Annotated in this window: 25 protein-coding genes and 1 pseudogene; 15 read left to right on the top strand and 11 right to left on the bottom strand. The window is 61.4% G+C overall.

Annotation, left to right across the window (positions count from 1 at the left end; translation table 11 throughout):
• Window positions 1-20 precede the first annotated feature (20 nt).
• Window positions 21-1229, top strand: a complete 1209-nt coding sequence (gene gltS, locus LOY50_RS28175; protein WP_258689895.1) for a sodium/glutamate symporter — start codon at window positions 21-23, stop codon at window positions 1227-1229.
• Between the two features lie 95 nt (window positions 1230-1324).
• On the opposite strand, the gene LOY50_RS28170 is transcribed toward gltS, so the two are convergent.
• A complete protein-coding gene (locus LOY50_RS28170) occupies window positions 1325-2104 on the bottom strand; it encodes an exodeoxyribonuclease III (RefSeq protein ID WP_013694557.1) in 780 nt (259 codons plus the stop codon).
• Window positions 2105-2187: 83 nt separating this feature from the next.
• Between LOY50_RS28170 and pyrE the strand changes: the two genes are divergently transcribed.
• Window positions 2188-2832 (top strand): orotate phosphoribosyltransferase, encoded by a 645-nt coding sequence (gene pyrE / locus LOY50_RS28165; RefSeq protein ID WP_003206873.1) that lies wholly within the window; start codon window positions 2188-2190, stop codon window positions 2830-2832.
• Window positions 2833-3027: 195 nt separating this feature from the next.
• Here pyrE and argB read toward each other — a convergent pair whose 3' ends face one another.
• The 4 genes and pseudogenes from argB to coaBC form a co-directional block, all read right to left on the bottom strand.
• Window positions 3028-3933, bottom strand: a complete 906-nt coding sequence (gene argB / locus LOY50_RS28160; RefSeq protein ID WP_003206871.1) for an acetylglutamate kinase — start codon at window positions 3931-3933, stop codon at window positions 3028-3030.
• A 27-nt stretch (window positions 3934-3960) separates the two neighbouring features.
• Window positions 3961-5364: pseudogene (locus LOY50_RS28155) on the bottom strand (phosphomannomutase/phosphoglucomutase); the annotation flags it as partial.
• A 251-nt stretch (window positions 5365-5615) separates the two neighbouring features.
• Entirely contained in the window at window positions 5616-6071 is a 456-nt protein-coding gene (gene dut, locus LOY50_RS28150; protein ID WP_003206867.1) for a dUTP diphosphatase, read from the bottom strand.
• A gap of 4 nt (window positions 6072-6075) precedes the next feature.
• Window positions 6076-7284 carry a bifunctional phosphopantothenoylcysteine decarboxylase/phosphopantothenate--cysteine ligase CoaBC gene (coaBC, locus tag LOY50_RS28145; protein WP_003206865.1) on the bottom strand — a complete coding sequence of 403 codons (1209 nt, stop codon included), beginning with the start codon at window positions 7282-7284 and terminating at the stop codon, window positions 6076-6078.
• A gap of 145 nt (window positions 7285-7429) precedes the next feature.
• Between coaBC and radC the strand changes: the two genes are divergently transcribed.
• Window positions 7430-8104, top strand: a complete 675-nt coding sequence (gene radC, locus LOY50_RS28140; protein WP_013694555.1) for a RadC family protein — start codon at window positions 7430-7432, stop codon at window positions 8102-8104.
• Between the two features lie 207 nt (window positions 8105-8311).
• Here radC and LOY50_RS28135 read toward each other — a convergent pair whose 3' ends face one another.
• Window positions 8312-9898 (bottom strand): ABC transporter substrate-binding protein, encoded by a 1587-nt coding sequence (locus tag LOY50_RS28135; protein WP_258689888.1) that lies wholly within the window; start codon window positions 9896-9898, stop codon window positions 8312-8314.
• Between the two features lie 437 nt (window positions 9899-10335).
• Here LOY50_RS28135 and rpmB point away from each other — a divergent pair, with 437 nt between their 5' ends.
• Both rpmB and rpmG read left to right on the top strand, forming a co-directional pair.
• Window positions 10336-10569 carry a 50S ribosomal protein L28 gene (rpmB, locus tag LOY50_RS28130; protein WP_003177273.1) on the top strand — a complete coding sequence of 78 codons (234 nt, stop codon included), beginning with the start codon at window positions 10336-10338 and terminating at the stop codon, window positions 10567-10569.
• 11 nt (window positions 10570-10580) lie between these two features.
• Window positions 10581-10736 carry a 50S ribosomal protein L33 gene (gene rpmG, locus LOY50_RS28125; RefSeq protein ID WP_003177274.1) on the top strand — a complete coding sequence of 52 codons (156 nt, stop codon included), beginning with the start codon at window positions 10581-10583 and terminating at the stop codon, window positions 10734-10736.
• Between the two features lie 174 nt (window positions 10737-10910).
• Here the strand turns inward: rpmG and LOY50_RS28120 are convergent, their stop codons facing one another.
• The gene (locus tag LOY50_RS28120) at window positions 10911-11273 is read right to left on the bottom strand and encodes a cupin domain-containing protein (protein WP_253470391.1); all 363 of its coding nucleotides are present in this window, start codon (window positions 11271-11273) and stop codon (window positions 10911-10913) included.
• 234 nt (window positions 11274-11507) lie between these two features.
• On the opposite strand from LOY50_RS28120, the gene LOY50_RS28115 reads away from it, so the two are divergent.
• Window positions 11508-13001, top strand: a complete 1494-nt coding sequence (locus tag LOY50_RS28115) for an aldehyde dehydrogenase (protein WP_057449428.1) — start codon at window positions 11508-11510, stop codon at window positions 12999-13001.
• Between the two features lie 190 nt (window positions 13002-13191).
• Window positions 13192-14334 carry an MFS transporter gene (locus LOY50_RS28110; RefSeq protein ID WP_258689879.1) on the top strand — a complete coding sequence of 381 codons (1143 nt, stop codon included), beginning with the start codon at window positions 13192-13194 and terminating at the stop codon, window positions 14332-14334.
• Between the two features lie 155 nt (window positions 14335-14489).
• Here the strand turns inward: LOY50_RS28110 and LOY50_RS28105 are convergent, their stop codons facing one another.
• Together LOY50_RS28105 and LOY50_RS28100 are read right to left on the bottom strand one after the other, a co-directional pair.
• Window positions 14490-16055: a phospholipase D family protein gene (locus LOY50_RS28105; protein ID WP_258689877.1), complete on the bottom strand. Its 1566-nt coding sequence runs from the start codon at window positions 16053-16055 to the stop codon at window positions 14490-14492.
• A gap of 61 nt (window positions 16056-16116) precedes the next feature.
• A complete protein-coding gene (locus LOY50_RS28100) occupies window positions 16117-17550 on the bottom strand; it encodes a PLP-dependent aminotransferase family protein (RefSeq protein ID WP_214510110.1) in 1434 nt (477 codons plus the stop codon).
• Window positions 17551-17729: 179 nt separating this feature from the next.
• On the opposite strand from LOY50_RS28100, the gene LOY50_RS28095 reads away from it, so the two are divergent.
• Window positions 17730-17975, top strand: coding sequence for a DUF1127 domain-containing protein (locus tag LOY50_RS28095; RefSeq protein WP_018602562.1), 246 nt, complete (start codon window positions 17730-17732; stop codon window positions 17973-17975).
• 133 nt (window positions 17976-18108) lie between these two features.
• On the opposite strand, the gene LOY50_RS28090 is transcribed toward LOY50_RS28095, so the two are convergent.
• Window positions 18109-19422, bottom strand: a complete 1314-nt coding sequence (locus tag LOY50_RS28090) for an FAD-binding oxidoreductase (protein WP_258689874.1) — start codon at window positions 19420-19422, stop codon at window positions 18109-18111.
• Window positions 19423-19567: 145 nt separating this feature from the next.
• Here LOY50_RS28090 and LOY50_RS28085 point away from each other — a divergent pair, with 145 nt between their 5' ends.
• Window positions 19568-19921, top strand: coding sequence for a YkgJ family cysteine cluster protein (locus LOY50_RS28085; RefSeq protein WP_092442997.1), 354 nt, complete (start codon window positions 19568-19570; stop codon window positions 19919-19921).
• A 154-nt stretch (window positions 19922-20075) separates the two neighbouring features.
• Here the strand turns inward: LOY50_RS28085 and LOY50_RS28080 are convergent, their stop codons facing one another.
• Window positions 20076-20564, bottom strand: coding sequence for an Lrp/AsnC ligand binding domain-containing protein (locus LOY50_RS28080; RefSeq protein WP_003206849.1), 489 nt, complete (start codon window positions 20562-20564; stop codon window positions 20076-20078).
• 155 nt (window positions 20565-20719) lie between these two features.
• Here LOY50_RS28080 and dadA point away from each other — a divergent pair, with 155 nt between their 5' ends.
• The 6 genes from dadA (at window position 20720) to LOY50_RS28050 (ending at window position 26864) form a co-directional block, all read left to right on the top strand.
• A complete protein-coding gene (gene dadA, locus LOY50_RS28075) occupies window positions 20720-22024 on the top strand; it encodes a D-amino acid dehydrogenase (protein WP_024618128.1) in 1305 nt (434 codons plus the stop codon).
• A complete protein-coding gene (locus tag LOY50_RS28070; RefSeq protein WP_003206844.1) occupies window positions 21996-22349 on the top strand; it encodes a RidA family protein in 354 nt (117 codons plus the stop codon). The genes dadA and LOY50_RS28070 overlap by 29 nt, the downstream gene beginning before the upstream one ends.
• A gap of 97 nt (window positions 22350-22446) precedes the next feature.
• Window positions 22447-23520 (top strand): alanine racemase, encoded by a 1074-nt coding sequence (alr, locus tag LOY50_RS28065; protein WP_253470376.1) that lies wholly within the window; start codon window positions 22447-22449, stop codon window positions 23518-23520.
• A 128-nt stretch (window positions 23521-23648) separates the two neighbouring features.
• Complete coding sequence (locus tag LOY50_RS28060; protein WP_003206841.1) at window positions 23649-24197, top strand: cupin domain-containing protein; 549 nt, start codon at window positions 23649-23651, stop codon at window positions 24195-24197.
• A gap of 182 nt (window positions 24198-24379) precedes the next feature.
• On the top strand, window positions 24380-24793 hold the full coding sequence (locus LOY50_RS28055; protein ID WP_003206840.1) for a cytochrome c5 family protein: 414 nt from the start codon (window positions 24380-24382) through the stop codon (window positions 24791-24793).
• 136 nt (window positions 24794-24929) lie between these two features.
• Window positions 24930-26864, top strand: a complete 1935-nt coding sequence (locus LOY50_RS28050) for an acetyl-CoA hydrolase/transferase C-terminal domain-containing protein (protein ID WP_258689858.1) — start codon at window positions 24930-24932, stop codon at window positions 26862-26864.
• Window positions 26865-26923: the final 59 nt, after the last annotated feature.

The following is a 26923-nucleotide window of genomic DNA, read 5'->3' as shown; positions in this document are numbered from 1 at the left end:
TGTTCAAAGAATAAACACTCATGTTTCAGCTCGATTTCTATGGAACACTTGTCGCCGCCTCTCTAGTGCTTTTGCTGGGGCGCGGACTTGTTACACGTGTTGGTTTTCTACGCGCCTACAATATCCCTGAGCCTGTAGCGGGCGGGCTGGTAGTTGCCCTGGTGCTCCTGGCTTTGCGGGGGCTTGAAGTTGAAGTTCGATTTGATACTTCATTGCAGACACCGTTGATGCTGGCATTTTTTGCCACGATTGGCCTGAGCGCAGACTTCGCGAGCCTGAAGAAAGGCGGGCGCGTAGTTGGGATTTTCCTGCTGGCGGTCGTCGGCCTGTTGGTGGTCCAGAATGCCATGGGCATCGGGCTCGCAAAAGCGCTGGGGCTCGATCCGTTAATGGGGTTGCTGACTGGCTCGATCAGCTTGGCGGGCGGTCACGGTACCGGCGCGGCGTGGGGGACGGTGTTCAGTGAGAAGTACGGTCTGGCTTCCGCCTCAGAACTTGCGATGGCTTCCGCGACGTTTGGTTTGGTGTTGGGTGGCTTGATCGGTGGACCGGTTGCGCGCCTGCTCATCAAGCGTGTCCAGTCACCCGGCGGCCTTGAATCAGAAAAGCCCCGGATACCCAAGGGCTTCGAACAGCCGAACAAAGAGCGCTCGATTACACCGTTTTCGTTTATCGAGACGCTGGCGCTGATTGCGGTCAGCCTGTTGGTCGGTACGCTCTTGAATGGGCAGCTCCACGACACCGCATTCGAGTTGCCGACATTCGTTTGTGTCTTGTTCGTGGGGGTGGTCCTGCGCAATGGACTTTCGGCACTCGGCTTGTATCAGGTCTTTGAGCGAGAAGTGTCCGTACTTGGCAATGTCAGCCTGTCACTGTTCCTGGCGATCGCCTTGATGTCACTCAAGTTGTGGGACCTGGCGTCGCTGGCCTTGCCGATATTCATTATCCTGGCGGCCCAGACATTGGTCATGGCGCTGTTTGCGATTTTCGTGACGTTCAGAATCATGGGCAGTCATTACGATGCAGCCGTCTTGGCGGCAGGGCATTGCGGTTTTGGGTTGGGCGCCACGCCGACGGCCATCGCCAACATGCAGGCAGTGACGCAGCGCTATGGGCCTTCACAGATAGCGTTTCTGGTGGTGCCGATGGTGGGAGCGTTCTTCATCGATATCATTAACGTCATCGTCATCAAGTTGTACCTTGCCCTGCCGTTTTTTGCCGTGGCTTGAGGTTCTGCGCGGTAGCGTTCGCCATAAAAAATGCCCGTATCTTGCGATACGGGCATTTTCTTTGGTCGGTCGACCTGGGGATGTCGCCGGGACGTTTAGATGGTCAGCGTCCAGTCGTAATCCACGATCAGCGGCGCATGCTGCGAGAACCGTGGCTGGCGCGGCAGGCGGGCGCTGCGTACGAAGCGGCGCAGCCCAGGTGTCAGCAACTGGTAGTCGAAGCGCCAGCCAAGGTTGAGCATCTCGGCCTGTTCGTTGTCCGGCCACCAGCTGTACTGGTCGCCTTCACGGCTGACTTCACGCAGGGCGTCGACATAACCCATGTTGCCAATGATCTCGTCCATCCAGGCCCGTTCCGGCGCCAGGAAACCAGGAGATTGCTGGCTGTCACGCCAGTTCTTGATATCCAGTTTCTGTTGCGCCACGTACAGCGAGCCACAATAGATGTACTCGCGACGTTTGCGCCGCTGTTTATCCAGATAACGGGCGAAGTCGTCCATCAACTTGAATTTCTGATTCAAATCTTCATCGCCGTTCTGCCCCGAAGGGAGCAGTAAGGTCGCGATGCTGACCTTGTCGAAATCGGCTTGCAGGTAGCGCCCGTAGCGGTCCGCCGTCTCGAAACCGAGACCGTTGATGACAGCCTTCGGTTGCAGCCGCGAGTACAAAGCCACGCCACCCTGGGCGGGGACTTCGGCATCGCAGGCATAAAGGAAGTAACCATCCAGTTGGAAGGCTGCATCGTCCAGTTCAAAGGCGGAGGCACGGGTGTCCTGCAGGCAGATGACGTCGGCATTCTGTGCTTGCAGCCAACTGAGCAAACCACGCTCGACTGCAGCCTGAATACCATTGACGTTCACACTGATGATCCGCATAAATGGCCCCAAAAATCACGTGCGTGTATGATACACGCCGTGTACCTATTTAGCTAAATCCGCGGTATTTGAGGCTTTTTTTCATGCAGGCGTATCAGCGCGATTTCATTCGCTTTGCCATCGATCGCGGCGTTTTGCGCTTCGGTGAGTTCACCCTCAAGTCCGGGCGCACCAGCCCGTACTTCTTCAATGCCGGCCTGTTCAACACCGGTTCCGCCCTGGCGCAACTGGGTCGTTTCTATGCGGCGGCCATCGTTGAGAGCGGTATCCCGTTCGATGTGCTGTTCGGCCCGGCCTACAAAGGCATCCCGCTGGCCGCCACCACTGCCGTCGCCCTGGCCGAACACCACGGCCGCGACCTGCCTTGGTGCTTCAACCGCAAGGAAGCCAAGGCCCACGGCGAAGGCGGCAGCCTGGTGGGTGCACCGCTGACCGGCGACGTGTTGATCATCGACGACGTCATCACTGCCGGTACTGCCATTCGTGAAGTGATGCAGATCATCGGCTCTCAGGAAGGCGCCAAGGCCGCTGGCGTGCTGATTGCCCTGAACCGCCAGGAGCGCGGCAACGGTGAGCTGTCGGCGATCCAGGAAGTGGAGCGCGACTTCGGTATTCCGGTGATCAGCATTGTCTCGCTGAACCAGGTGCTGGAGTTTTTGGCCGACGATCCGCAGCTCAAGCAGCATTTGCCGGCGGTTGAGGCTTATCGGGCGCAGTTCGGCGTCTAAGAAGCCCGCTGATTTTGATCTTGTGGCGAGGGAGCTTGCTCCCGCTGGGCTGCGCAGCGGCCCCAACATTTTTGCGGTCGCTGCGCGACCGAGCGGGAGCAAGCTCCCTCGCCACAAAAGCATCATCTGGAAAAGAGGTGTAAAAAAAGACCCCGCTCAACCAGGTTGAGCGGGGTCTTTTTTTACCGGTATCGCTTAAGGACGCTTGCGATTGCTGATCAACGTACCCACGCCGGTGTCGGTGAAGATCTCCAGCAGGATCGCATTCGGTACCCGGCCGTCGATGATCAGCGAGCTGCCGACGCCGCCCTGTACCGCTTCCAGTGCGCAACGAATCTTCGGCAGCATGCCGCCGTAGATGGTGCCGTCGGCGATCAGGTCATCGACCTGCTGGGTCGACAGTCCGGTCAGGACTTTGCCCGACTTGTCCATCAGGCCGGCGATGTTGGTCAGCAGCATCAGCTTTTCAGCTTTCAGTGCCTCGGCAACCTTGCCCGCCACCAAATCGGCGTTGATGTTGTACGACTCACCGTTGGCGCCCACGCCGATGGGCGCGATGACCGGGATGAAGTCGCCCTTGACCAGCAGGTTCAGCAGGTCGGTGTTGATGCCGACCACTTCGCCCACATGACCGATGTCGATGATTTCCGGCTGGGTCATCTCCGGTGTCTGGCGGGTAACGGTGAGTTTCTTCGCCCGGATCAGCTCGGCGTCCTTGCCTGTCAGGCCGATGGCGCTGCCGCCATGACGGTTGATCAGGTTGACGATGTCCTTGTTGACCTGGCCACCCAGGACCATTTCCACCACATCCATGGTCTGCGCGTCGGTCACGCGCATGCCATCGATGAAGTGGCTTTCGATCGACAGGCGCTTGAGCAGGTCACCGATCTGCGGGCCACCACCGTGTACCACCACCGGGTTGATGCCCACGGCCTTCATCAGCACGATGTCGCGGGCGAAGCCGGTCTTGAGCTCCTCGCTTTCCATCGCGTTGCCGCCGTATTTGATCACCAGGGTCTTGCCGACGTAGCGTCGGATATAAGGCAACGCTTCGGACAGGACCTTGGCGGTGTTGGCGGCGGCTTCGCGTTCGAGGGTCATTCAGGGCTCCGGTAGTGCTTCAAAAAATCAAAACGGTAGTTGGAGATCAGGTGCAACACGTTTGAGTTGGGTGTGGAACACATCCTTGATGCGCTGCAGTTCGGCCTCGTTGTCGGCCTCGAAACGCAGTACCAGCACCGGTGTGGTGTTGGATGCGCGAACCAGGCCCCAGCCGTGGGGATAGTCGACCCGCACACCATCGATGGTGGTCAGTTCGGCGCCTTCGCCCCATTGAGCGTCGTGCAGTGCATCAATGATGCTGAATTTGCTCTCTTCGGTCACATGGATATTGATTTCTGGCGTAGAAATATCGTTCGGGAAGGTTGCGAACAGCTCTTCGGCCGTGGATTTCTCCTTGCTGAGGATTTCCAGCAGGCGCGCGGCGCTGTAGATGCCGTCGTCAAAACCGAACCAGCGTTCCTTGAAGAAGATGTGGCCGCTCATTTCGCCGGCCAGCAGGGCGCCGCTCTGTTTCATTTTCTTCTTGATCAACGAATGACCGGTTTTCCACATCAGTGGGCGACCGCCATATTCCTTGATCAGCGGCACCAGGCGACGGGTGCATTTGACGTCGAAAATGATCTCGGCATCCGGGTTGCGCGACACCACGTCCTTGGCAAACAGCATCAGCAGGCGGTCGGGGAACACCACGCTGCCGGTATTGGTCACCACGCCCACGCGGTCGCCGTCGCCGTCGAAGGCCAGGCCCAGGTCGGCGTTGGTTTCCTTGACCTTGGCGATCAGGTCTTCGAGGTTTTCCAGCTTGCCCGGATCCGGGTGGTGGTTAGGGAAGTTGCCGTCCACGTCGCAGAACAGCGGGATGACTTCGCAGTTCAGGGCTTCGATCAGTTGCGGGGCGATCACGCCAGCCGCGCCGTTGCCGCAATCGACCACCACTTTCAGGCGACGGGCGAGTTTCACGTCCTTGACGATCTCGTCGTTGTAGCGAGGAAGGATATCGACCTTGGTCACGCTGCCCTGGCCGCTGCTCAGGTCGTTGGTCTTGAGGCGGGTGTGCAGGGCCTGGATCTGCTCGTTGGCGAGGGTGTCGCCGGCGATGACGATCTTGAAACCGTTGTAGTTCGATGGGTTGTGGCTGCCGGTGAGCATCACCCCGGACTTGCCGGCCAACACGTTGGCGGCGTAGTACAGCGCCGGGGTCGGCACCAGGCCTACGTCGCTGACGTGGCAGCCACTGTCGGCAACGCCTTTGATCAGTTGTTCGACCAGCTCGGGGCCCGACAAGCGGCCATCACGGCCGACGCTCACATTCGGTTCGCCCTGGGCCAGGCTTTGGGAGCCGATGGCGCGGCCGATCCAGTAGGCGGTTTCGGCGGTGAGGGTTTCCGGTACCACGCCACGGATGTCGTAGGCGCGGAAGATGCTGTCAGGGAAGATCGGGGCGATTGCGGCTGGGGTGTTCATGGGCGGGGCGCTCTATCAGGAAAGTGACTGGACAGGCCGACGGGTAGCGTCGGCAGGCTCAAGCTGAAGGGTATGACGGCGTTTTTGACAGAGAGTTCGTGGTGGGAAAGTGCCATGAGACAGCGTTACCCTGGCCTCGCTCGCCTAATACATTGATTCCGGGTGGGAAACCTAGCAGAAAGCCATTGCGCATTTTTTGTCCTGAAACACAAGCTTCACAAACGAGCCGGGCAGGACGCCCGGCCTGTAACCACCGGTCAATGGCTGCCGGAGTGCCCGAAACCACCCGCGCCGCGCTGGCTTTCGTCGAATTCTTCGACCAGTTCGAAGTGGGCCTGGACCACCGGCACCAGCACCAGCTGCGCGATGCGTTCGCCCACGGCAATGTTGAAGGCTGTTTGGCCGCGGTTCCAGCACGACACCATCAGTTCGCCTTGGTAGTCAGAATCGATCAGGCCTACCAGGTTGCCCAGCACGATGCCGTGCTTATGGCCCAGGCCCGAACGCGGCAGGATCAGCGCGGCCAGGCCCGGATCGCCGATGTACACCGACAGGCCGGTAGGAATCAGCAGGGTCTGGCCCGGCTCCAGGATCGTGTCCTGCTTGAGCATCGCCCGCAGGTCGAGGCCGGCGGAGCCCGGTGTGGCGTATTGCGGCAGCGGGAATTCGTTGCCGATGCGTGGGTCGAGGATCTTGGCTTGTAGGGCGTGCATGACATTAAACCTGGTTCAGACGTTCGGCGATAAAGGTGATCAGCTGACGGGCAATCTTGCTCTTGCTGGTCTGGGCGAAAAGTGTGGCGTGCAACTGGCGGTCGATCACGCTGCAGGCGTTTTCTTCGCTGTTGAAGCCGATGCTCGGGTTGGCCACGTCGTTGGCGACGATCAAGTCGAGGTTCTTGTCCTTGAGCTTGCGTGCGGCGTAATCGAGCAGGTGTTCGGTCTCGGCGGCAAAGCCGACACTGAACGGGCGGTCGGGGCGGGTGGCGATGCTGGCCAGGATGTCCGGGTTGCGCACCATTTGCAGTAGCAGGCCGTCGCCGCTTGTAGGGTCTTTCTTCAATTTTTGCGGGGCAACGACTTCGGGGCGGTAGTCCGCCACCGCCGCCGAGGCGATGAACAGGTCGCAGGGGATGGCTGCTTCACAGGCTGCGAGCATGTCCCGGGCGCTGACCACGTCGATGCGCGTGACCCGGTCCGGGGTCGGCAAGTGCACGGGACCGGTGATCAGCGTCACCCGGGCGCCGGCTTCCACGGCGGCTTCGGCCAGGGCGAAGCCCATTTTCCCGGAGCTGTGGTTGGTGATGTAGCGCACCGGGTCGATGTTTTCCTGGGTCGGTCCGGCGGTGATCAGCACGTGCTTGCCGGTCAGGGCCTGGCGCTGGAAGCAGTCGGCGGCGCACTGGGCGAGGTCGGTGGCTTCGAGCATGCGGCCCATGCCGACATCGCCGCAGGCCTGGCTTCCGGAGGCCGGGCCGAAGACTTTCAGGGCGCGGCTTTCCAGCAGTTGCAGGTTGGCCTGGGTGGCCGGGTCGCGCCACATGGCCTGGTTCATGGCCGGCGCCACGGCGACCACTGCGTCGGTGGCGAGCACCAGGGTGGTCAGCAGGTCGTCGGCGATGCCTTGGGCCAAGCGGGCGATCAGGTCGGCCGTGGCCGGGGCGATCAGCACCAGGTCGGCCCACTTGGCCAATTCGATATGACCCATGGCGGCTTCGGCCGCCGGGTCGAGCAAATCCAAGTGGACCGGGTGCCCGGACAGGGCTTGCATGGTCAGCGGGGTGATGAACTCGCTGCCACCGCGGGTCATGACGACCCGCACTTCCGCGCCCTGGTCGATAAGCCTGCGAACCAGCTCGGCGCTCTTGTAGGCGGCAATGCCGCCGCCGACGCCCAGAACGATGCGTTTCCGATACAGCCGCTGCATAGGCCTGCCTTTCGATTTCAGTGGTCAGTGCAGGGCGAACCCCTTGGCAGCCGCCTGCCAGGGTGCAAATCGCCTGCAAAAAAGATGGGCTACGATATCACAGCGACCGCTACGGAACAGCGGCGCCCACAATCAGGGAGATGCCATGAGTATTCGCGATTGGCCCGCGGCCGAGCGGCCACGGGAGCGGTTATTGGCGCTAGGGGCGGGGAGTCTATCGGACGCCGAGCTGCTGGCGATTTTTTTACGAACCGGCGTGTCGGGCAAAAGCGCGGTGGATCTGGCGCGACAACTATTGATTCAATTTGGCAGCCTGCGCGCGCTGCTTGAAGCCGATCAGATCACATTCAGTAATCATATGGGGCTCGGGCCGGCGAAGTTTGCCCAGCTGCAAGCGGCTCAGGAAATGAGTCGTCGGCATTTGGCTGAGCAGGCGCGGGAAAAAACGTCGCTGGAAAGCCCGTTCGCGGTGCGTGAGTACCTGAAGTCGATGCTGCGCCACGAACCCCACGAGGTTTTCGGTTGCCTGTTTCTCAATTCCAAGCACCAGGTGTTGACCTTCGAGGCGCTGTTCCGCGGCTCTATCGACAGCGCCAGTGTCCATCCCCGGCAGGTCGTCAAGCGCGCCCTGGCCCACAACGCCGCCGCGTTGATCCTGTGCCACAACCACCCCTCCGGCAACACCGAGCCCAGCCAGGCCGACCGGGTGCTCACTGAGCGGCTTCAGGAGGCGTTGGAGCTGATCGATGTGCGGGTGCTCGACCACTTCATCGTTGGCGATGGGGAGCCGTTGTCGATGGCGGAGCGTGGGTGGATGTAGGCGCGATCAGGCTTGAATAATCCCTTGTGGGAGCAAAGCTTGCTCGCGATAGCGGTTTTACAGCCAACAGAAATGTTGTATGTGACGACGTCATCGCGAGCAAGCTTTGCTCCCACAGTCCCACAGTCCCACAGTCCCACAGCTCCCACAGCTCCCACAGCTCCCACAGCTCCACAGCTCCACAGGAGGGGCGCTGTGGGGCAGGGGTTATTTGATGTTGACCTTGGAGTAATCCTGGCGCCCAAACGGGCTGACCGAATAACCCTGCACATCCTTGCGGGTCAGGGCGAACGCGGTCGGGTGCGCCAGGGGCAGCCACAGGGCCTGTTGCTGGATCTGGGCCTGGGCCTGCTCGTAGAGCTTGGCCCGCACGCCTTGTTCGCCAGTGGTCTTGCCGGCGCTGATCAGTTTGTCCAGGTCGGCGTTGCAGTAGCGGGCGAAGTTGGTGCCGGACTTGACCGCCGCGCAGGAAAACTGTGGCGTGAGGAAGTTGTCCGGGTCGCCGTTGTCGCCGGCCCAACCCATGAACAGCAAATCATGTTCGCCGGCCTTGGCGCGACGGATCAGTTCGCCCCATTCGATCACCCGGATCTCGGCCTGGATGCCGATCTGCGCCAGGTCGGACTGCAGCAGTTGTGCGCCAACGCTGGGGTTGGGGTTCAGCAGGCTGCCGGAAGGGCGGGTCCAGATGGTGGTCTGGAAGCCTTCCTTCAAGCCGGCCTTGGCCAACAGGTCGCGGGCCTTGGCCTGGTCATGGGCGTAGCCGGGCAGGCTTTTGGCGTAGCTCCAGGTGTTGGGCGGGTAGGGGCCATTGGCGGCTTCGGCGGTGCCTTCGAAGACGGTCTTCAGGTAGCTGGCCTTGTCGAAGGCCAGGTTGATGGCTTGGCGCACCTCAGGCTTGTCCAGCGGCGGATGCTGGCTGTTGATCGCCACGAACGCGGTCATGAACGCGTCGGTCTGCTCGACCTTCAGCGTAGGTTCTTGCTTGGCGGCTTGTACGTCCAGCGGCTTGGGCGACAGGGCGATCTGACATTCGTTGCGACGCAATTTCTGCAGGCGTACGTTGGCGTCCGGCGTGATGGCGAAGACCAGCGGGTCCACTTGGGGCTTGCCGCCGAAATAGGTGTCGTTGGCCTTGTAGCGAATCGAGGCGTCCTTCTGGAACCGGCCGAAAATGAACGGGCCGGTGCCGATCGGCAGGCTGTTGAGCTTTTCCGGCGTGCCGGCCTTCATCAACTGATCGGCGTATTCGGCCGAATAAATGGAGGCAAAACCCATGCTCAACGTCGCCAGGAAGGTCGAGTCGGCGTGATCGAGGGTGAAGCGCACGGTCAGCGGGTCCAGTGCGTCGACTTTCTTGATCAGCGCTGGCAGTTGCATGGACTGGGCGTGGGGGAAGCCGCTTTGCGCCACCTTGTGCCAGGGGTTCGCCGGGTCGAGCATGCGCTCGAAGCTGAACTTCACGTCCTCGGCGGTCAGGTCGCGGCGTGGCGTGAAGTAGTCGGTGTGGTGGAACTTGACCTGTGGCCGCAGCTTGAACACGTAGGCCAGGCCATCGGTGGAGACTTCCCAGCGCTCGGCCAGGCTGGGGACCACTTTGCCGCTGGCGGTGTCGAAGTCCACCAGGCGGTTCATCAGCACGTCGGCGGAGGCGTTGGTGGTCGTCAGGGAGTTGTACTGGACGACATCGAACCCTTCCGGGCTGGCTTCGGTGCAGACGCTCAGGGCGGCGGCCAAGGCCTGCGGGGTGATCAGCAGAGGGGCGAGCAACAATGGTAGGGCAGCGAGGCGCATGGTCGGTTTCCTGTGCAAGTCGAAGGCCCATCTGCGAGTGCAGTCTGGAAAAGGCCTACCCTAGTGGGCTCGCCGCTAAATGACTATCCCCTTTTTGCATTTTCCGGCACTCTGCGCCGGCGCGTTGAAGGACTAAAAATCGCCGCGGGAGAAAAAAACCTGTGTGCAGCGACGAGCGGTAAGGGGCTGCGCCAGCCTCTGCCCCCGCCGCCCGGGGCGGTTGGCCGATGATTCGCCATGAAGACAAATCACATCGGCTGTTGTTGCACCGTGGTCTTTCTGGTATAAAGCAGCGCTCTTTTCTAGGGGCCCGGTTCCTTCACTGTAGGTGTAGCCGGTAAGACCCTTAAAGAAACGCGGCGCCTGGCGCCAAATGACTGAGAGATTAAGCGGCCAACCCATGCCGGGTTGGGCATGTGGTTTTAGAGGGCTGAGGCATGTCGAGAGTCTGTCAAGTTACCGGTAAGGGTCCGGTGACTGGGAATAACATTTCCCACGCAAACAACAAAACCCGTCGTCGTTTCCTGCCGAACCTGCAGCATCACCGCTTCTGGGTTGAAGAAGAGAAACGTTTTGTGCGTCTGCGCGTATCTGCCAAGGGCATGCGTATCATCGACAAGCGTGGCATCAGTGTCGTGCTGGCCGAACTTCGTCGCGATGGCAAGGTTTAAGGGAGCTAATCATGCGTGAATTGATTCGTTTGATCTCGAGCGCCGGTACTGGTCACTTCTACACTACCGACAAGAACAAGCGTACTACCCCGGACAAAATCGAGATCAAGAAATATGATCCGGTTGTTCGCAAGCACGTGATCTACAAGGAAGGCAAAATCAAGTAATTGATTTTTCCCTTCTTACGAAAAAGGCCCGTATCGCGAGATACGGGCCTTTTTTGTTGCCTTGTGAGGGCCTCATCGCGAGCAAGCTCGCTCCCACACTGGACCTTATGACACCTCAGATTCCTGTGGGAGCGAGCTTGCTCGCGATGAGGCCCTCACAGGCCGCACAAATCCTCAAGCCTTCTGTTCGAACACCACGTAAATCTTGCGGCACGGTTCCAACACTTCCCAAGTGCCCTTGAATCCCGCTGGAATCACGAAACGGTCGCCGGCTCGCAACGTCTTGGCATTGCCATCGTCGTCCCGCAGCACGGAAACGCCCTGGACGATCTCGCAATATTCATGCTCGGTGTAATTGACCGTCCACTGGCCGACGGCGCCTTCCCATACGCCCGCGTTCATTTGCCCGCAGGGGCTGCTGTAGTGGTTGAACACGGTTTGCTCGGGATCGCCCTTGAACACCTTGGCCGGGTCCGGGCGATAACGTTCGGCGGCGGTATTGGCCTGGCTGAAATCGACGATGTCCTGAATGCTCATGCGGGTGATCCCCAGTGATCGCTTGGAAGGCCTCGAGTCTATGTTTATTAAAACGAACATCGCAAGGTCGTTTGCCAGCGTTGTGTCAAATATATTGAAACATGACCAGCCGCTGGTTTAGGGTGGCGGGTGCCCTATGCCGAAAACGGCGCCGAAACCAGGCTGGTTGGGCAGAATTCTTTTGAGCGCTGCGCACCGCGCGGCGTTCGTACTCAATAAGAGGAGGACACACGCATGACCACCCTGACTCGTGCCGACTGGGAACAACGCGCCCGCGACCTGAAGATCGAAGGCCGCGCCTTCATCAACGGCGAGTACACCGATGCGGTGTCCGGCGAAACCTTCGATTGCCTCAGCCCGGTCGATGGCCGCCTGCTGGGCAAGATCGCCAGCTGTGACGTCGCCGACGCCCAGCGTGCGGTCGAAAACGCCCGCGCCACATTCAGTTCCGGCGTCTGGTCGCGCCTGGCACCCAGCAAGCGCAAAGCCACCATGATTCGTTTTGCCGGCCTGCTCAAGCAGCATGCCGAAGAACTGGCCCTGCTCGAAACCCTGGACATGGGCAAGCCGATCAGTGATTCCCTGAACATCGACGTTCCCGGCGCGGCGCAAGCCTTGAGCTGGAGCGGTGAAGCCATCGACAAGCTCTACGACGAAGTGGCGGCTACTCCGCACGATCAGTTGGGCCTGGTAACCCGTGAGCCGGTGGGTGTCGTGGGCGCTATCGTGCCTTGGAACTTTCCGTTGATGATGGCCTGCTGGAAGCTCGGCCCGGCGCTGTCCACCGGTAACTCGGTGGTGCTCAAACCGTCGGAAAAATCCCCGCTGACCGCTATCCGCATCGCCGCACTGGCGATCGAGGCCGGCATTCCGAAAGGCGTGCTGAACGTGCTGCCAGGCTATGGCCACACCGTCGGCAAGGCCCTGGCCCTGCATATGGACGTCGATACGCTGGTGTTCACCGGCTCTACCAAGATCGCCAAGCAACTGATGATTTACTCCGGCGAATCCAACATGAAGCGTATCTGGCTGGAAGCTGGCGGCAAGAGCCCGAACATCGTGTTCGCCGATGCCCCGGACCTGCAAGCCGCCGCGGAATCCGCCGCCAGCGCCATCGCCTTCAACCAGGGCGAGGTCTGCACCGCCGGCTCGCGGCTGTTGGTGGAGCGTTCCATCAAGGACACATTCCTGCCACTGGTGATCGAAGCCCTCAAGGGCTGGAAGCCGGGCAATCCCCTGGACCCGGCCACCAACGTCGGCGCCCTGGTCGATACCCAGCAGATGAACACCGTGCTGTCCTACATCGAGGCCGGGCACAGCGACGGCGCCAAACTGGTGGCCGGCGGCAAGCGCATCCTTGAGGAAACGGGCGGTACATACGTCGAGCCGACGATTTTCGATGGTGTGAGCAACGCGATGAAAATCGCCCAGGAAGAGATTTTCGGCCCGGTGTTGTCGGTCATTGCCTTCGACACCGCCGAGCAGGCCATCGAGATTGCCAACGACACGCCGTACGGCCTGGCCGCTGCGGTATGGACCAAGGACATCTCCAAGGCCCACCTGACCGCCAAGGCCCTGCGCGCCGGTAGCGTCTGGGTCAACCAGTACGACGGCGGCGACATGACCGCGCCGTTCGGTGGTTTCAAGCAGTCGGGCAACGGTCGCGACAAGTCGCTGCATGCGTTCGACAAGTACACCGAGCTGAAGTCGACCTGGATCAAGCTCTGAAGATGATGGCCCCGGATCCTGTCCGGGGCTTCAAACAGCGCTGATCCCCCCTGTGGGAGCGAGCTTGCTCGCGATAGCGGTATGACAGTCGACGACTTTGTTGAATGTTGCGCCGCTATCGCGAGCAAGCTCGCTCCCACAGTGTTTTTGGGGATGGCTGAGATTGATGACCCTCCACAGGAGCGTGGAAATGCGTTGGGCGACCTATTTCGCCGTATTGGCGTCTGTCCTGAGTGTCGGCCTGGCCCTGGGCGTGAGCATGCCGCTGGTGTCGCTGCGCCTGGAGGGCTGGGGCTATGGCTCGTTCGCCATTGGCGTGATGGCCGCCATGCCGGCCGTGGGGGTGTTGCTCGGGGCCAAGGTGTCCAGCCGGCTGGCGGCGCGGTTTGGCACGGCGGCGTTGATGCGTCTGTGCCTGTGGGGCGGCGCGGTGTCCATCGGGTTGCTGGCGCTGTTGCCCAGCTATCCGGTCTGGTTGCTGTTGCGCCTGGTGATTGGCGTGGTCCTGACCCTGGTGTTCATTCTGGGTGAAAGCTGGATCAATCAACTGGTCATTGAGAAATGGCGTGGGCGACTGGTGGCGCTGTACGGCAGCAGCTACGCCCTGAGCCAGTTATCCGGCCCGCTGCTGCTGGGCGCACTGGGGACCGATCATGACTACGGGTTCTGGGTGGGCGTCGGTTTGCTGCTGATCGCACCCTTGCTGTTGCTGGGCCGTAGCGGTGCGCCGAGCAGCGAGGCCGGCAGCGTTACGTTTGGCGACTTGTGGACGTTTTGCCGAGGCTTGCCGGCGATTGCCTGGGCGGTCTCGTTGTTCGCCGCGTTCGAGGCCATGATCCTCACGTTGCTTCCGGTGTATTGTCTGCGCCAGGGCTTCACCGCCGACATCGCGTTGGCGATGGTCAGCACCGTGGTGGTCGGTGATGCCCTGTTGCAGTTGCCCATCGGCGCCCTGGCCGATCGCGTGTCTCGCCGGGCGCTGTTGACGGGTTGCGCGGTGGCACTGACGTTGTCGAGCCTGGCGGTTCCGCTGTTGATCGATACCCTGTTGATCTGGCCGCTGTGGGTGCTGTTCGGCGCCAGTGCCGGCGGTTTGTTCACGTTGTCGCTGATCCTGATCGGCGAACGTTACCGCGACGATGCGCTGGTGCGGGCCAACGCCCACGTCGCGCAACTGTGGGGCCTTGGTTGCCTGATCGGCCCACTGGCCGCGGGAGCAGGCAGCCAGTGGGTCAGCGGGCATGCGCTGCCTTTGTTCATGGCCGCCGGGGCGTTCGGGCTGGTGATCCTGTTGTTGCGTCAAGGGGCGTTTGGGGCGACAGAACCCGCTTGAAAACCCCGAAACCCCTGTGGCGAGGGAGCTTGCTCCCGCTCGGTTGCGCAGCAACCGCAAAAGCCGGGACCGCTTCGCAGTCCAGCGGGAGCAAGCTCCCTCGCCACAAAAGCGGGCTGCCTCCAAAAGCGGGTTGCCATGAAAGCGGTCGCCCCCTAAAGCATCCGCTCCAGTCCGACGGTCGTGGCGAACCAGGCATTGAATCGGCGCCACCAGCTGCCCGGTTCGCGGTCCAGGTCGTGCGTCTGGCCGTTGTCTTCGGTGGTCCATACTAGCGTTCCATCCTCCAGCCTGGCCTGATAGCTCAGGGCTGGCGCCATGCCCTGCAAGGCCAGGTCGCGCACTTGGCCGGCGAGTTCAGGGCTGTCCACCAGCACGCCGACTTCGGTGTTCCACAGCACCGAGCGCGGGTCGAAATTGAACGAGCCGATGAACGATTTCTGCTGGTCGAAGATGATCGCCTTGCTGTGCAGGCTGGAGTCCGATTGGCCGTAGGACTTGCTGTAGAACAGGTGAGGGCTGCTGCCTTTGTCGCCCGGTTGTCGGCGAAGTTCGAACAGGCGTACGCCGTGTTGCAGCAGGGCTTTGCGGTACGGCGCATAGCCGCCGTGCACGGCGGGCACGTCGGTGGCTTCCAGGGAGTTGGTCAGCAGGCTCACCGACACGCCAGCATCGGCGCGACTGGTCAGATAGACCAAGCCTGGCTGACCGGGGACGAAGTAGGCGGAAATCATGATCAGTTCCTTGCTGACCCCGGTCAGTTCCGGCGCCAGTTGCGTGGTCAGCAATAGCTGCGGGTCCGGCTCGTCCTTGGCCAGCACCTTGCTGGGCGCGTCCCACAGCGCCTTGTTCCAGGCCCAGATCAACTGGTCGCGCCAGGTGTCCAGGCGCGGTTGGGTCTTGTAGGCGGTCAACTGCTGGTAGAGCGCGTGATTTTCCTTTTGGGTCTGCTCCATGGATTCTTGCAGGCGCAGGCGGCTGTTGGCCAGGTCCTTGGGCGTGGGGCGATGGGACAGGAACTGTTCGATGGGTTTGCTCAGGGCGCTGTTCCAGTACTGGTCGAAGCTGTGCCCCAATTGTTCGGCCACCGGGCCGACACTGAGCAGGTCGATGTCGGTGAAGTTCAGGTTGGGTTCGGCGTCGAAATACTCATCGCCCAGGTTGCGACCGCCGACGATGGCCATGCTGTTATCCGCCAGCCACAGCTTGTTGTGCATCCGGCGGTGTTGCTGCGACAGGTTGAGCAGGCGTCCGAGGCTGCGGGTCACGCCGGTGGCACGGCCCAGGTGCAGCGGGTTGAACAGGCGGATCTGTATCTGCGGATGAGCGGCGAGGGTCGCGATGATCTGATCCTGGCCATCGCTGGTGGTGTCGTCCAGCAGGATCCGTACGCGCACGCCCCGGTCGGCGGCCTTGAGCAATTCATCCACCAGCATCCGTGTGCTGATGCCGTCGTGGACGATGTAGTACTGCAAATCCAGGCTGCCTTGGGCGTGGCGAATCAACTCGGCCCGGGCGATGAACGCGTCGGTGCTGTCCGACAGCAGCCGAAAGCCCGAGCGCCCTTCATGGGCGGCAGCCTGGGCCTGGACCGAGCGGCCGAACGAAGATTCGGCGGCCGGCAAGGCCTGGGAGGGCTCGCGGGTGACATCAAGACTGGCGCAGCCGCTCAGCAGTGAGGCGACTAACAGCAGCGCAGGCAGGATCGGTCTGGATCTCACGTAGGATCGTTCCGCTTGTTCACGTTGATCGGCTGTTGGGTGCTGCTTCTCTGGGTAAAGTTCAGACGATGTCGCGCTGGGTTTCGTTCAACAACGCCATAGCGGCGGTTCCGACCTTGCGTACGGCCTCTTCGATCTGGGCCGTTGGCTTGGCAGCGTAGTTCATCCGCAGGCAGTTGCGGTACTTGCCCGATGCCGAAAAGATGCTGCCGACAGCGACCTGCACGCCTTGGTCCAGCAGGACCCGATTGAGCTTCAGCGTGTCGAAGCCTTCCGGCAATTCGACCCACAGCATGAAGCTGCCTCGCGGGCGACTGGCCCGGGTGCCTGGTGGGAAATAGCGGCTGATCCAATCGATCATCACGTCGCGATTGCGCTGGTATTGCGTACGCATCCGGCGCAAATGGGGTTCGAAATGGCCACCCTTGAGAAATTCGGCAATGGCGATCTGCGGTTGTGGCGCGGTGGAGCCGGTGCTGATGTATTTCATGTGCAGCGCCCGCTCCAGATACCGGCCCGGCGCGACCCAGCCAATGCGCAGCCCTGGCGCCAGGGTCTTGGAAAAAGAACTGCAGAGCAGGACGCGGCCGTCTTCATCAAAGGACTTGATGGTGCGCGGGCGAGGGTAGGTGTAGGCCAACTCGCCATACACATCATCTTCGATGATCGCCACGTCGAAGCGCTGTGCCAGGGTCAGCAGGGCGCGTTTATTAGCGTCGGGCATGATGTAGCCCAGCGGGTTATTGCAGCTGGGGGTCAACTGTATGGCCTTGATCGGCCATTGCTCCAGCGCCAGTTCCAGGGCATCCAGGCTGATGCCGGTGAGCGGGTCGGTGGGGATCTCCAAAGCCTTCATGCCCAGGCCCTTGAGGGTTTGCATGGCCCCGTGAAAACTGGGTGAGTCCACCGCGACGATATCGCCTTGTTCGCAGGTGGCGCGGATGCTGACCGACAGGGCCTCATGGCAACCGGTGGTGACGATCAAATCGTTGGGCCCCAGCTGGCAGCCGGAGTCCAGCGACAGCCGGGCGATCTGTTCACGTAGCGCGAGGTTGCCGTAGATGTTGTCGTAATACAGGCCGGGCATGTCTTGTCGGCGGCTGATCTGCGCCAGGCTGCGCAGCAACGGTTTCATGGTCGGCGAATTGATATCCGGCATGCCGCGTCCCAGTTGCACCACGTCCGGGCGCGGTACGGCGCGGATCAGCTCCAGCACCTGGTCCCACTGGGAAATATCCACTGGGCGCTGGGCCGGACGGCCTACCACCGGCAGGTCCGGCAGTTCGCGGCCCACGGGGACGAAATAGCCGGACTTGGGTCTCGGCATCGCCAGCCCACTGTCTTCCAGCACGCGATAGGCCTGCTGCACCGTACTCAAGCTGACCCCATGTTCCGTGCTCAATGCCCGCACTGACGGCAGCCGGTCGCCGGGACGGTAGAAACCCTGTTCGATGCGGGTACCGAGCAATTCGGCGAGGTTCACGTAGAGGGTCATGGTGTGCTCCCGATGAGATGGACCACGGCAACCGATACAGTTGGGGTGGAAAATGACAATTCAGTGCCGGAAATACCGAATCTGTATGCTTATAAAAAAAATGAGTTGAATCTGTATTGCTTTTGGCCGTCCGCGCATCATGAAACCTCTGGCTACCCAAGTAAACAGGAGCGATCAAAATGAACGGCTTGAGCGATGTGCGGCTGACGTTACACAGTCAGGAACTGGCGGCAGGGCAGGAGAGGGGGCTGCGTAGTGCGATGTTGCGCAAGCCGCCATCCGGCCTGAGCCGTTGGGCCCTGTTCTGGCATCGTCTGCATACACGCCAAGCCTTGCTGGAACTTACACCCGAACAGTTGCGTGACATCGGGCTGAGTCGGGAGCAGGCGCGAGAGGAGGGCTTGAAGCCGTTCTGGCGGCTTTGAAGCGGTGTGGGTTCTGAGATTGCTATCGCGGGCAAGCCTTGCTCCCACAGATTTGTTTGCTCCCACAGATTTGAAATTGACCTGTGGGAGCAAGGCTTGCCCGCGATAGCGTCATCCGTAGTGCTGAAGTTCTTTAGACCAGCTCTTTCAACCGATGCCACAACATCCCCAGCGCCAACAGCGGCGAGCGCAGGTGCTTGCCGCCAGGGAACGTCATGTGCGGGACCTGGGCGAACAGATCGAAACCGCTGCTGTGCTGCCCGCTGATGGCTTCGGCCAACAATTTGCCAGCCAGGTGCGTGGCATTCACCCCATGGCCGGAATAGGCCTGGGCGTAATACACATTGGGCTGGTCCTTGAGCCGACCGATCTGTGGCAAGCGGTTGGCGCCGATACCAATCATCCCACCCCATTGATAATCGATTTTCACCTCCGCCAATTGCGGGAAGACCTTGAGCATCTTCGGCCGCATGTACGCGCCGATGTCCTGTGGGTCGCGGCCGGAATAGTGACAGGCCCCGCCAAACAGCAAGCGTCGATCCGCCGAAAGCCGGTAGTAATCCAGGGCCACGCGTTGATCGCAGACCGCCATGTTCTGTGGCAACAACGCCTGTGCCTCGGCCTGGCTCAAAGGTTCGGTGGCGATGATGTAGCTGCCGGCCGGCAGCACTTTGCCGCCCAGTTGCGGATTGAGTCCATTGAGGTAAGCGTTGCAGCCCAGCACCAGCGTCTTGGCGCGGACCGAGCCCTGCTGGGTGTGTACCTTCACTTCAGGACCGTAGTCGATCCGTGTGACCGCCGATTGCTCGAACAGCCTGACCCCCAGTTGCTGCGCGGCGGCGGCTTCACCCAGGGCCAGGTTCAGCGGATGCAGATGCCCCGAGCCCATGTCGATCAACCCACCGACGTAGCGATCCGAACCCACGACGCTGTGCATTTCGTTGGCTTGCAGCAGTCGGGTCGGATGGCGATAACCCAGGCTGCGCAGTTCTTCGGCGTCTTCGGCGAAGCCCTCCAGGTCGCTGGGCTTGTTGGCGAGGTCGCAGTAACCCCAGGTGAGGTCGCACGGGATCTGGAAACGCTCGACGCGCTGTCGGACGATTTCCACGGCCTCAAGGCCCATGAGCTTCATCTGGCGCACGCCGTCGGCGCCGATGATCGGCGCAAACTGATCGAGGCCATGGCCGACGCCACGAATCAATTGGCCGCCGTTGCGCCCGCTGGCCCCCCAGCCGATCCGGTGCGCTTCCAGCAGCACCACGCTCATGCCGCGCTCGGCCAGTTCGATCGCCGTGTTCAACCCGGAGAACCCGCCGCCGACCACGCAGACATCCGCCAGCAATTCACCCTGCAGCAGCGGATGGTCCGGTTGCGGCAGGCTGCTGGCGGCGTAATAAGAGGCGGCGTGCGCGTGGCTCGGGACAGGTTGCTGAACACGGGCGTTCATGTGCGTAATCCTGATTTTTGTGTTTGAGAAATTTTACGGAGCATAAGCTGGCGATTCCTTACTGGGCAACACCGGTCGGCTGGCGCTGTCTGGTGCGCGGCTTTTAAGGCAGAATCCTGGACCGTCTCCTTCGGTAACCGCCTCGATGAGCTGCAACAGTCAAAAAATTCGCACGCTACGCCAGCAGATTCCCTCGTTCGAGTGCGTACCGGGCTGCCATGACTGCTGTGGTCCGGTGACCACCTCGCCGGAGGAAATGGCCCGCTTGCCCCGTAAGACCCGGGCCGAACAGGACGCGGCCATGGACGCACTCGACTGCGTGCACCTGGGGCCCGACGGTTGCACCGTCTACGACGAGCGCCCGCTGATCTGCCGGTTGTTCGGCACCACCGCGACCTTGCCGTGTCCCAATGGCCGGCGGCCGGTGGAATTGATCCATCCGCGGGTCGAGAAGCAGATTCATGAATACATGGCCAGCACTCGCCAGGTGTTGGTCTAGCAGGCAGGGATACCGAGTCGCGGCCTTCGCGAGCAAGCTCGCTCCCACAATGGATCTCCGTTGCTCACAAGAGTGTATCCACCTCTGACCGGTGTGGGAGCGAGCTTGCTCGCGATAGCGGCCGTCCAGACGACTCTTGCCTTGGAAGCTGTCTTCAATCCGGAATTGGCAGGTTCAAGCTCTCCTTCACCTCTTCCATCACGATGTAGCTCTTGGATTCGCGCACATGGGGCAGCTTGAGCAGGATGTCGCCCAGCAGCTTGCGGTACGAAGCCATCTCGGAAATCCGTGCTTTCACCAGATAGTCGAAGTCCCCTGACACCAGGTGACATTCCAGCACGTGAGGCAGTTTCAGCACGGCGCGTCGGAACTCTTCGAACGTGTCGCCGGATTTGTAGTCGAGACTGATCTCGACAAACACCAGCAGGCTACCCTTCAAGTGCTGCGGATTGAGCCGGGCGTTGTAGCCCATGATGATGCCTTCGCGCTCCAGGCGCCGTACCCGCTCGGTGCAGGGCGTGGTGGAGAGGCCGACCTTTTCCCCCAGCTCGGTGAAGGAGATGCGTCCGTCCGCCTGGAGAATGCGCAGGATATTGCGGTCGATCTTGTCCAGCTCACGTTTGGTCTGGGTGTTGGTACGCACAGGTGATGCGCCTCCGTGAAAAGGGTTTTTGCCGAGAATTCTCGCCAAATATAGGCGTTTATATAGTGAAAAGCACTGGCTGATCTTTTTTACACTGCGACCATCAAAGCTATGTACAACAAACGTCAGCGGTTATCCGCGATGAGGGCATCAACATGCGCGTTCTGGTCTTGGGTAGCGGCGTCATCGGCACCGTCAGTGCTTATTATCTGGCCCGTGCCGGGTTTGAAGTGGTGGTGGTCGACCGTCAGCCAGCGCCTGCCATGGAAACCAGTTTCGCCAACGCCGGCCAGGTGTCGCCGGGTTATGCCTCGCCGTGGGCCGCACCGGGTGTACCGCTCAAGGCCATCAAGTGGCTGCTGCAGCGCCACGCGCCGCTGGCGATCAAGGCCACTGCCGACATTGACCAATACCTGTGGATGGCACAGATGCTGCGCAACTGCACCGCCAGCCGCTATGCGATCAACAAGGAACGCATGGTGCGCCTGTCCGAGTACAGCCGTGACTGCCTCGACGAGCTGCGCGCCGAAACCGGCATTGCCTACGAAGGCCGTAGCCTGGGGACCACCCAGCTGTTCCGCACCCAGGCCCAGCTCGATGGCGCGGCAAAAGACATCGCCGTGCTGAAAGAGTCGGGTGTGCCGTTCGAAGTACTCGACCGCGAGGGCATTGCTCGGGTTGAGCCGGCCCTGGCAAATGTCACCGACATCCTGGCCGGCGCCCTGCGCCTGCCCAACGACCAGACCGGTGACTGTCAGATGTTTACCACGCGCCTGGCGGAAATGGCCGAGAAGCTCGGTGTGCAATTCCGCTTCGGCCAGGATATCCAGCGCCTGGACTTCGCCGGTGACCGCATCAACGGTGTCTGGATCGACGGCAAGCTGGAAACCGCCGACCGCTACGTCCTGGCCCTGGGCAGCTACTCGCCGCAACTGCTCAAGCCTCTCGGGATCCGTGCACCGGTGTATCCGCTCAAGGGCTACTCCCTGACCGTGCCGATCACCAACCCGGCGATGGCGCCGACTTCGACCATTCTCGACGAAACCTACAAGGTCGCGATCACCCGCTTCGACAACCGCATTCGGGTAGGCGGCATGGCGGAAATCGCCGGTTTTGACCTGTCCCTCAACCCACGTCGGCGCGAAACCCTGGAGATGATCGTCAACGACCTTTATCCTCAGGGCGGTGACCTGGCCCAGGCCAGTTTCTGGACCGGCTTGCGCCCGACCACCCCGGACGGAACGCCAATCGTGGGCGCCACGCCCTTCAAGAATCTGTTCCTGAACACCGGCCATGGCACCCTCGGATGGACCATGGCCTGCGGTTCCGGTCGCCTGTTGGCCGACCTGATGGCGAAGAAAAAGCCGCAGATCAGCGCCGAAGGCCTCGATATTTCCCGTTATGGCAGCAAACACCAGGAGTCTGCAAAACATGTCAATCCAGCGCCAGCTCACCAATGACCGCATGAGCCAGGTTGTCGTACACAACGGCACCGTTTACCTGGCCGGACAGGTCGGCGACGACATGAACGCCGGTATTGAACAGCAGACCCGCGAAAGCCTGGCCAATATCGAACGCTTGCTGGACCTGGCCGGAACCGACAAGAATCGTTTGCTATCGGTGACGATCTACTTGAAGGACATCGAGGCCCACTTCGAAGGCATGAACGCCGTCTGGGACAAATGGTTGCCCAAGGGCGTCGCCCCGGCCCGCGCCACGGTGGAAGCCAAGCTGTGCGAACCGGAGATCCTGGTGGAGCTGTCTGTCGTGGCCGCGTTGCCTTAAATACCGGCCCAAACGATCCCTCTCCCGGTGCTGTTGGTGGTTCATGCTGTCAGCCAGCACCGGTTTTTTATTCATGACCGCCTAGAAGCCTGCCGCCATGCGTCCTGCCCGTGCCCTGATCGATCTCCAAGCCCTGCGTCACAACTACCAATTGGCCCGCGAAGTCACGGGGGCCAAGGCCCTTGCGGTGATCAAGGCCGACGCCTACGGGCACGGCGCGGTGCGTTGCGCCGAGGCGCTGCAGGACACGGCGGACGGGTTCGCCGTCGCCTGTATCGAAGAAGCCCTGGAGCTGCGGGCCGCGGGGATCCGTGGGCCGATCCTGCTGCTGGAGGGTTTTTTCGAGGCCAGTGAGCTGCCGTTGATCGTCGAGCACGATTTCTGGTGCGTAGTGCATTCGTTGTGGCAGCTCGAAGCGATTGAAAAAGCCGCGCTGAGCCAGCCGATCACGGTCTGGCTCAAGCTCGATTCCGGCATGCACCGGGTCGGCCTGCATCCGGCGGATTACCAGGCGGCCTACCGTCGCCTGCTCGCCAGCGGCAAGGTGGCGAAGATTGTCTTGATGAGCCACTTCGCCCGTGCCGATGAACTGCACGATCCCAGCAGCACCGAGCAACTAGCGGTATTCGACAAGGCCCGCCAGGGCCTGGTAGCGCAGATCAGCCTGCGCAACTCGCCGGCCGTATTGGGCTGGCCGCAGATACCCAGTGACTGGGTGCGCCCGGGCATCATGCTCTACGGCGCCACGCCCTTTGACGAGCCCAACGCCGTCGCCTCGCGCCTGCAACCGGTGATGACCCTGGAGTCGAAGATCATCAGCGTACGCGAATTGCCCGCTGGCGAGCCGGTGGGCTACGGTGCCCGTTTTGTGACCTCGCAACCAACCCGGGTCGGCGTGGTCGCCATGGGGTATGCCGACGGCTACCCACGCCAGGCGCCCACCGGTACGCCGGTGCTGGTGGATGGGCAGCGCAGCCAACTGGTCGGACGGGTGTCGATGGACATGCTGTGTGTCGACTTGACCGATGTCCCCCAGGCCGGGCTCGGCTCGACCGTGGAGTTGTGGGGCAAGAACATCCTGGCCAGCGACGTTGCCAAGGCCGCCGACACGATCCCCTATCAGATTTTCTGCAACCTGCGGCGGGTGCCACGCCTCTATTCCGGGCATTGACGTACGGCGTCGGCTACCGAAAGTCGCTTCACCGCACAGGATTCGGGTCAAAGTGTTGTAAATACTGAACGCTGTCGCCATGATAACGCTCACTTTCCTCACAACCTGATTCCCTGGAGGCTCCTGCATTGGACGTCGGTGAACGACTGCAATCCATTCGTAAACTCAAAGGCCTTTCCCAGCGTGAGCTCGCCAAGCGTGCGGGCGTCACCAACAGCACTATTTCAATGATCGAGAAGAACAGCGTCAGCCCCTCGATCAGCTCGCTGCGTAAGGTCCTTGGCGGGATTCCCATGTCCATGGTCGAGTTTTTCTCCGAAGAAATCCTTCAGGAGAAACCGACTCAGATCGTCTATAAAGCCAACGAACTGATCGACATCTCCGACGGCGCCGTGACCATGAAGCTGGTGGGCAGGGCACACCCGAGCCGGGCGATTGCCTTTCTCAACGAAATCTATCCGCCTGGCGCCGACACCGGTGAAGAGATGCTCACCCATGAGGGCGAGGAAACCGGGATCCTGGTGGAAGGGCGGCTGGAACTGGTGGTCGGTGTCGAAACCTTCGTGCTCGAAGCGGGCGACAGCTACTATTTCGAAAGCACCAAGCCCCACCGTTTCCGTAATCCGTTCGACGTGCCGGCGCGACTGATCAGCGCAGCCACACCGGCCAATTTCTAGAAAAAGCGGCGCCGGCCCGTACGGCAAAGGCGCCCAGGGAAGGAACCGTCATTGCAAACAAGACCCTTGCGACTTTGGGGTTGTTTCAGAGTGACGGGCTTACCGCTATACTTGCGCCCGCCTGCAAACCGTGGCCGCAGGCGTGACTAGCCACCATTGAGGGTGTACGCGTGAACCTAATTATGAAAATGCTGGCTGCACCAGCAACCGTATTGGCCCTATGGGCAGTCAGTGCCCAAGCGGCGACCACCGACGAAATCGCCAAGCGCCTCGAACCCGTTGGCCAGGTCTGCGTCCAGGGGAAAGAATGCAAAGGCATGGAAGTTGCCACTGCCGCTGGCGGCGCGGGTGGTGCCAAGAAGCCGGCTGACGTGATTGCAAAGCATTGCAACGCTTGCCACGGTACAGGCCTGCTGGGTGCGCCGAAAATCGGTGACAAGGCAGCCTGGAAAGAGCGCGCCGATCACCAGGGCGGCCTCGACGGCATCCTGGCCAAGGCCATTACCGGCATCAACTCCATGCCGCCTAAAGGCACCTGCGCCGATTGCTCGGATGACGACCTCAAGGGCGCCATCAAAGAGATGTCCGGCCTGTAATACGCCGATATCTTGCGTAAAAAAGCCGCTTACGAGCGGCTTTTTTGTGCCTGGGGTTTCTCCAGGGCTGTTCATCGCAACCAAGACGCGGCAAGCTCGGTCCAACCCACATTCATGGAGTGTCCAGGAGGGTCCGATGGTGCAGTTGTGTTCAATCGAACAGGCGGTGGATGACGTGCTCGAGCGCCTGCCCGCGCATATTCATCTCGGCATGCCACTGGGGCTAGGCAAACCCAATCTGTTCGCCAACGCGCTGTACCGGCGCATTGCACAACTGCCCGAGCGACAGTTGACCATCTACACGGCCCTGAGCCTGGGCCGACCGAAACTGGGTGATGGTCTGCAGAAGCGCTTCCTCGAGCCCTTTGTCGAACAGGTCTTCGGTGACTATCCCGAACTGGATTACCTGGCCGACCTGCATCAGGACAGCCTGCCACCCAACATACGGGTCGAGCAGTTCTTCATGCAGCCCGGCAGCCTGCTGCACAGCGCCTCGGCCCAGCAGAACTATGTCAGCAGCAACTACAGCCATGCTGCCCGGGACATCAATGCTGCCGGCTTGAACCTGGTGGCGCAGTTGGTGGCGAGCGATCCTGAGCATCCGGATCGCCTGAGCCTGAGCTGCAATCCGGACATCACCCTCGACCTGCTGCCGATGATCGCCAAGCGGCGGGCGGCCGGGGAGACCATCCTCCTGGTCGGCCAGGTGCACAGCGATTTGCCCTACATGCCCGGCGACGCGGAAGTCGGTATCGACGCTTTCGACCTGTTGATCGACGAGAAGGACAGCCACACGTTGTTTTCCACGCCGAACATGCCGGTGGGCTTCCAGGACCATCTGATCGGCCTGCACGCCAGTACCCTGGTGCGCGACGGCGGGACGCTGCAGATCGGCATCGGCGCCATGGGCGATGCGCTGACGGCGGCGCTGCTCGCACGCCAGGCCGATAATGCCGGTTACCAGGCGCTGCTGGCGGACCTGAACCTTAGCCAGTGGGCGCAACTGATCGAGCGCGAGGGCGGGGTCGAACCGTTTGCCAAAGGGCTGTACGGTTGCAGTGAAATGTTCGTCAACGGTTTGTTGGTGCTGGCCGAGGCTGGAATCGTCCGGCGCAAGGTCTACCCCGACGTTCCGACCCAGGAACGGGCCAACGCCGGCACCCTCGACGAGGCGGCGCAACCCGACGGCATCTGCATACACGGCGGATTCTTCCTCGGGCCGCGCAGTTTTTATGAACGCCTGCGCGAGTTGCCGCAAAGCCGTCTTCTCGAATTCAACATGACGCGCATCAGCTACATCAACGAGCTGTACGGCCAGGAACAGCTCAAGCGCATGCAGCGCCTCGACGCCCGTTTCATCAATACGGTCTTCACCATGACCCTGATGGGGGCCGGGGTGGCCGATCAGCTGGAAGACGGGCGGGTGCTCAGCGGCGTGGGCGGGCAGTACAACTTCGTTGCCCAGGGTCATGCGCTGGAGGGCGGGCGTTCGATCCTGCTGCTGCGCAGTTGGCGTGAGGCCGGGGGCGAGATCAGCTCGAACATCGTCTGGGAATACGGCCATTGCACGATTCCCCGGCACTTGCGCGACATCGTGGTGACCGAGTATGGCATCGCCGACCTGCGAGGCAAGACCGACGCTGCGGTGATCGAGGCGTTGCTGAACATCAGCGATTCACGCTTCCAGCCCGGGTTGATCGAGCAGGCGCAAACCGCCGGCAAGTTGCCGAAGGATTTCCGCCTCGACCCGCGCTTCGCCGACAACACATCGGAACGCTTGCAGGCGATCCAGGCACGCCATCCGAACCTGTTTCCCGAGTACCCGCTGGGGTGTGATTTCGATGAGGTCGAGCGCGACCTGTTGCGGGCGCTGAACTGGCTCAAGAGCAAGTTCAAGCTCACCGAGATCCTGGAGTTGGGCAAAGCCGCGCTCGATGCGCCGCAGCCCTGGGAGTTTGCCGGGCATCTGGAGCGGATGCAGCTGGCCAGCCCTGAAGGGCTGAAGGAGGAGTTGTTTCAGCGGTTGTTGCTTGCCGGGCTCAAGGCCACCGCGCCTTGGCGACCCACCTGAAACCCTTGTGGGAGCGAGCTTGCTCGCGATAGCGGTGCATCTGGTACACAAAATGTGTC

The organism is Pseudomonas sp. B21-010, from assembly GCF_024749325.1.
Lineage (GTDB): Bacteria > Pseudomonadota > Gammaproteobacteria > Pseudomonadales > Pseudomonadaceae > Aquipseudomonas > Aquipseudomonas kilonensis.
The sequence above is the reverse complement of the archived record's forward strand: the minus strand, read 5'-3'. Positions and strand labels throughout refer to the sequence as shown.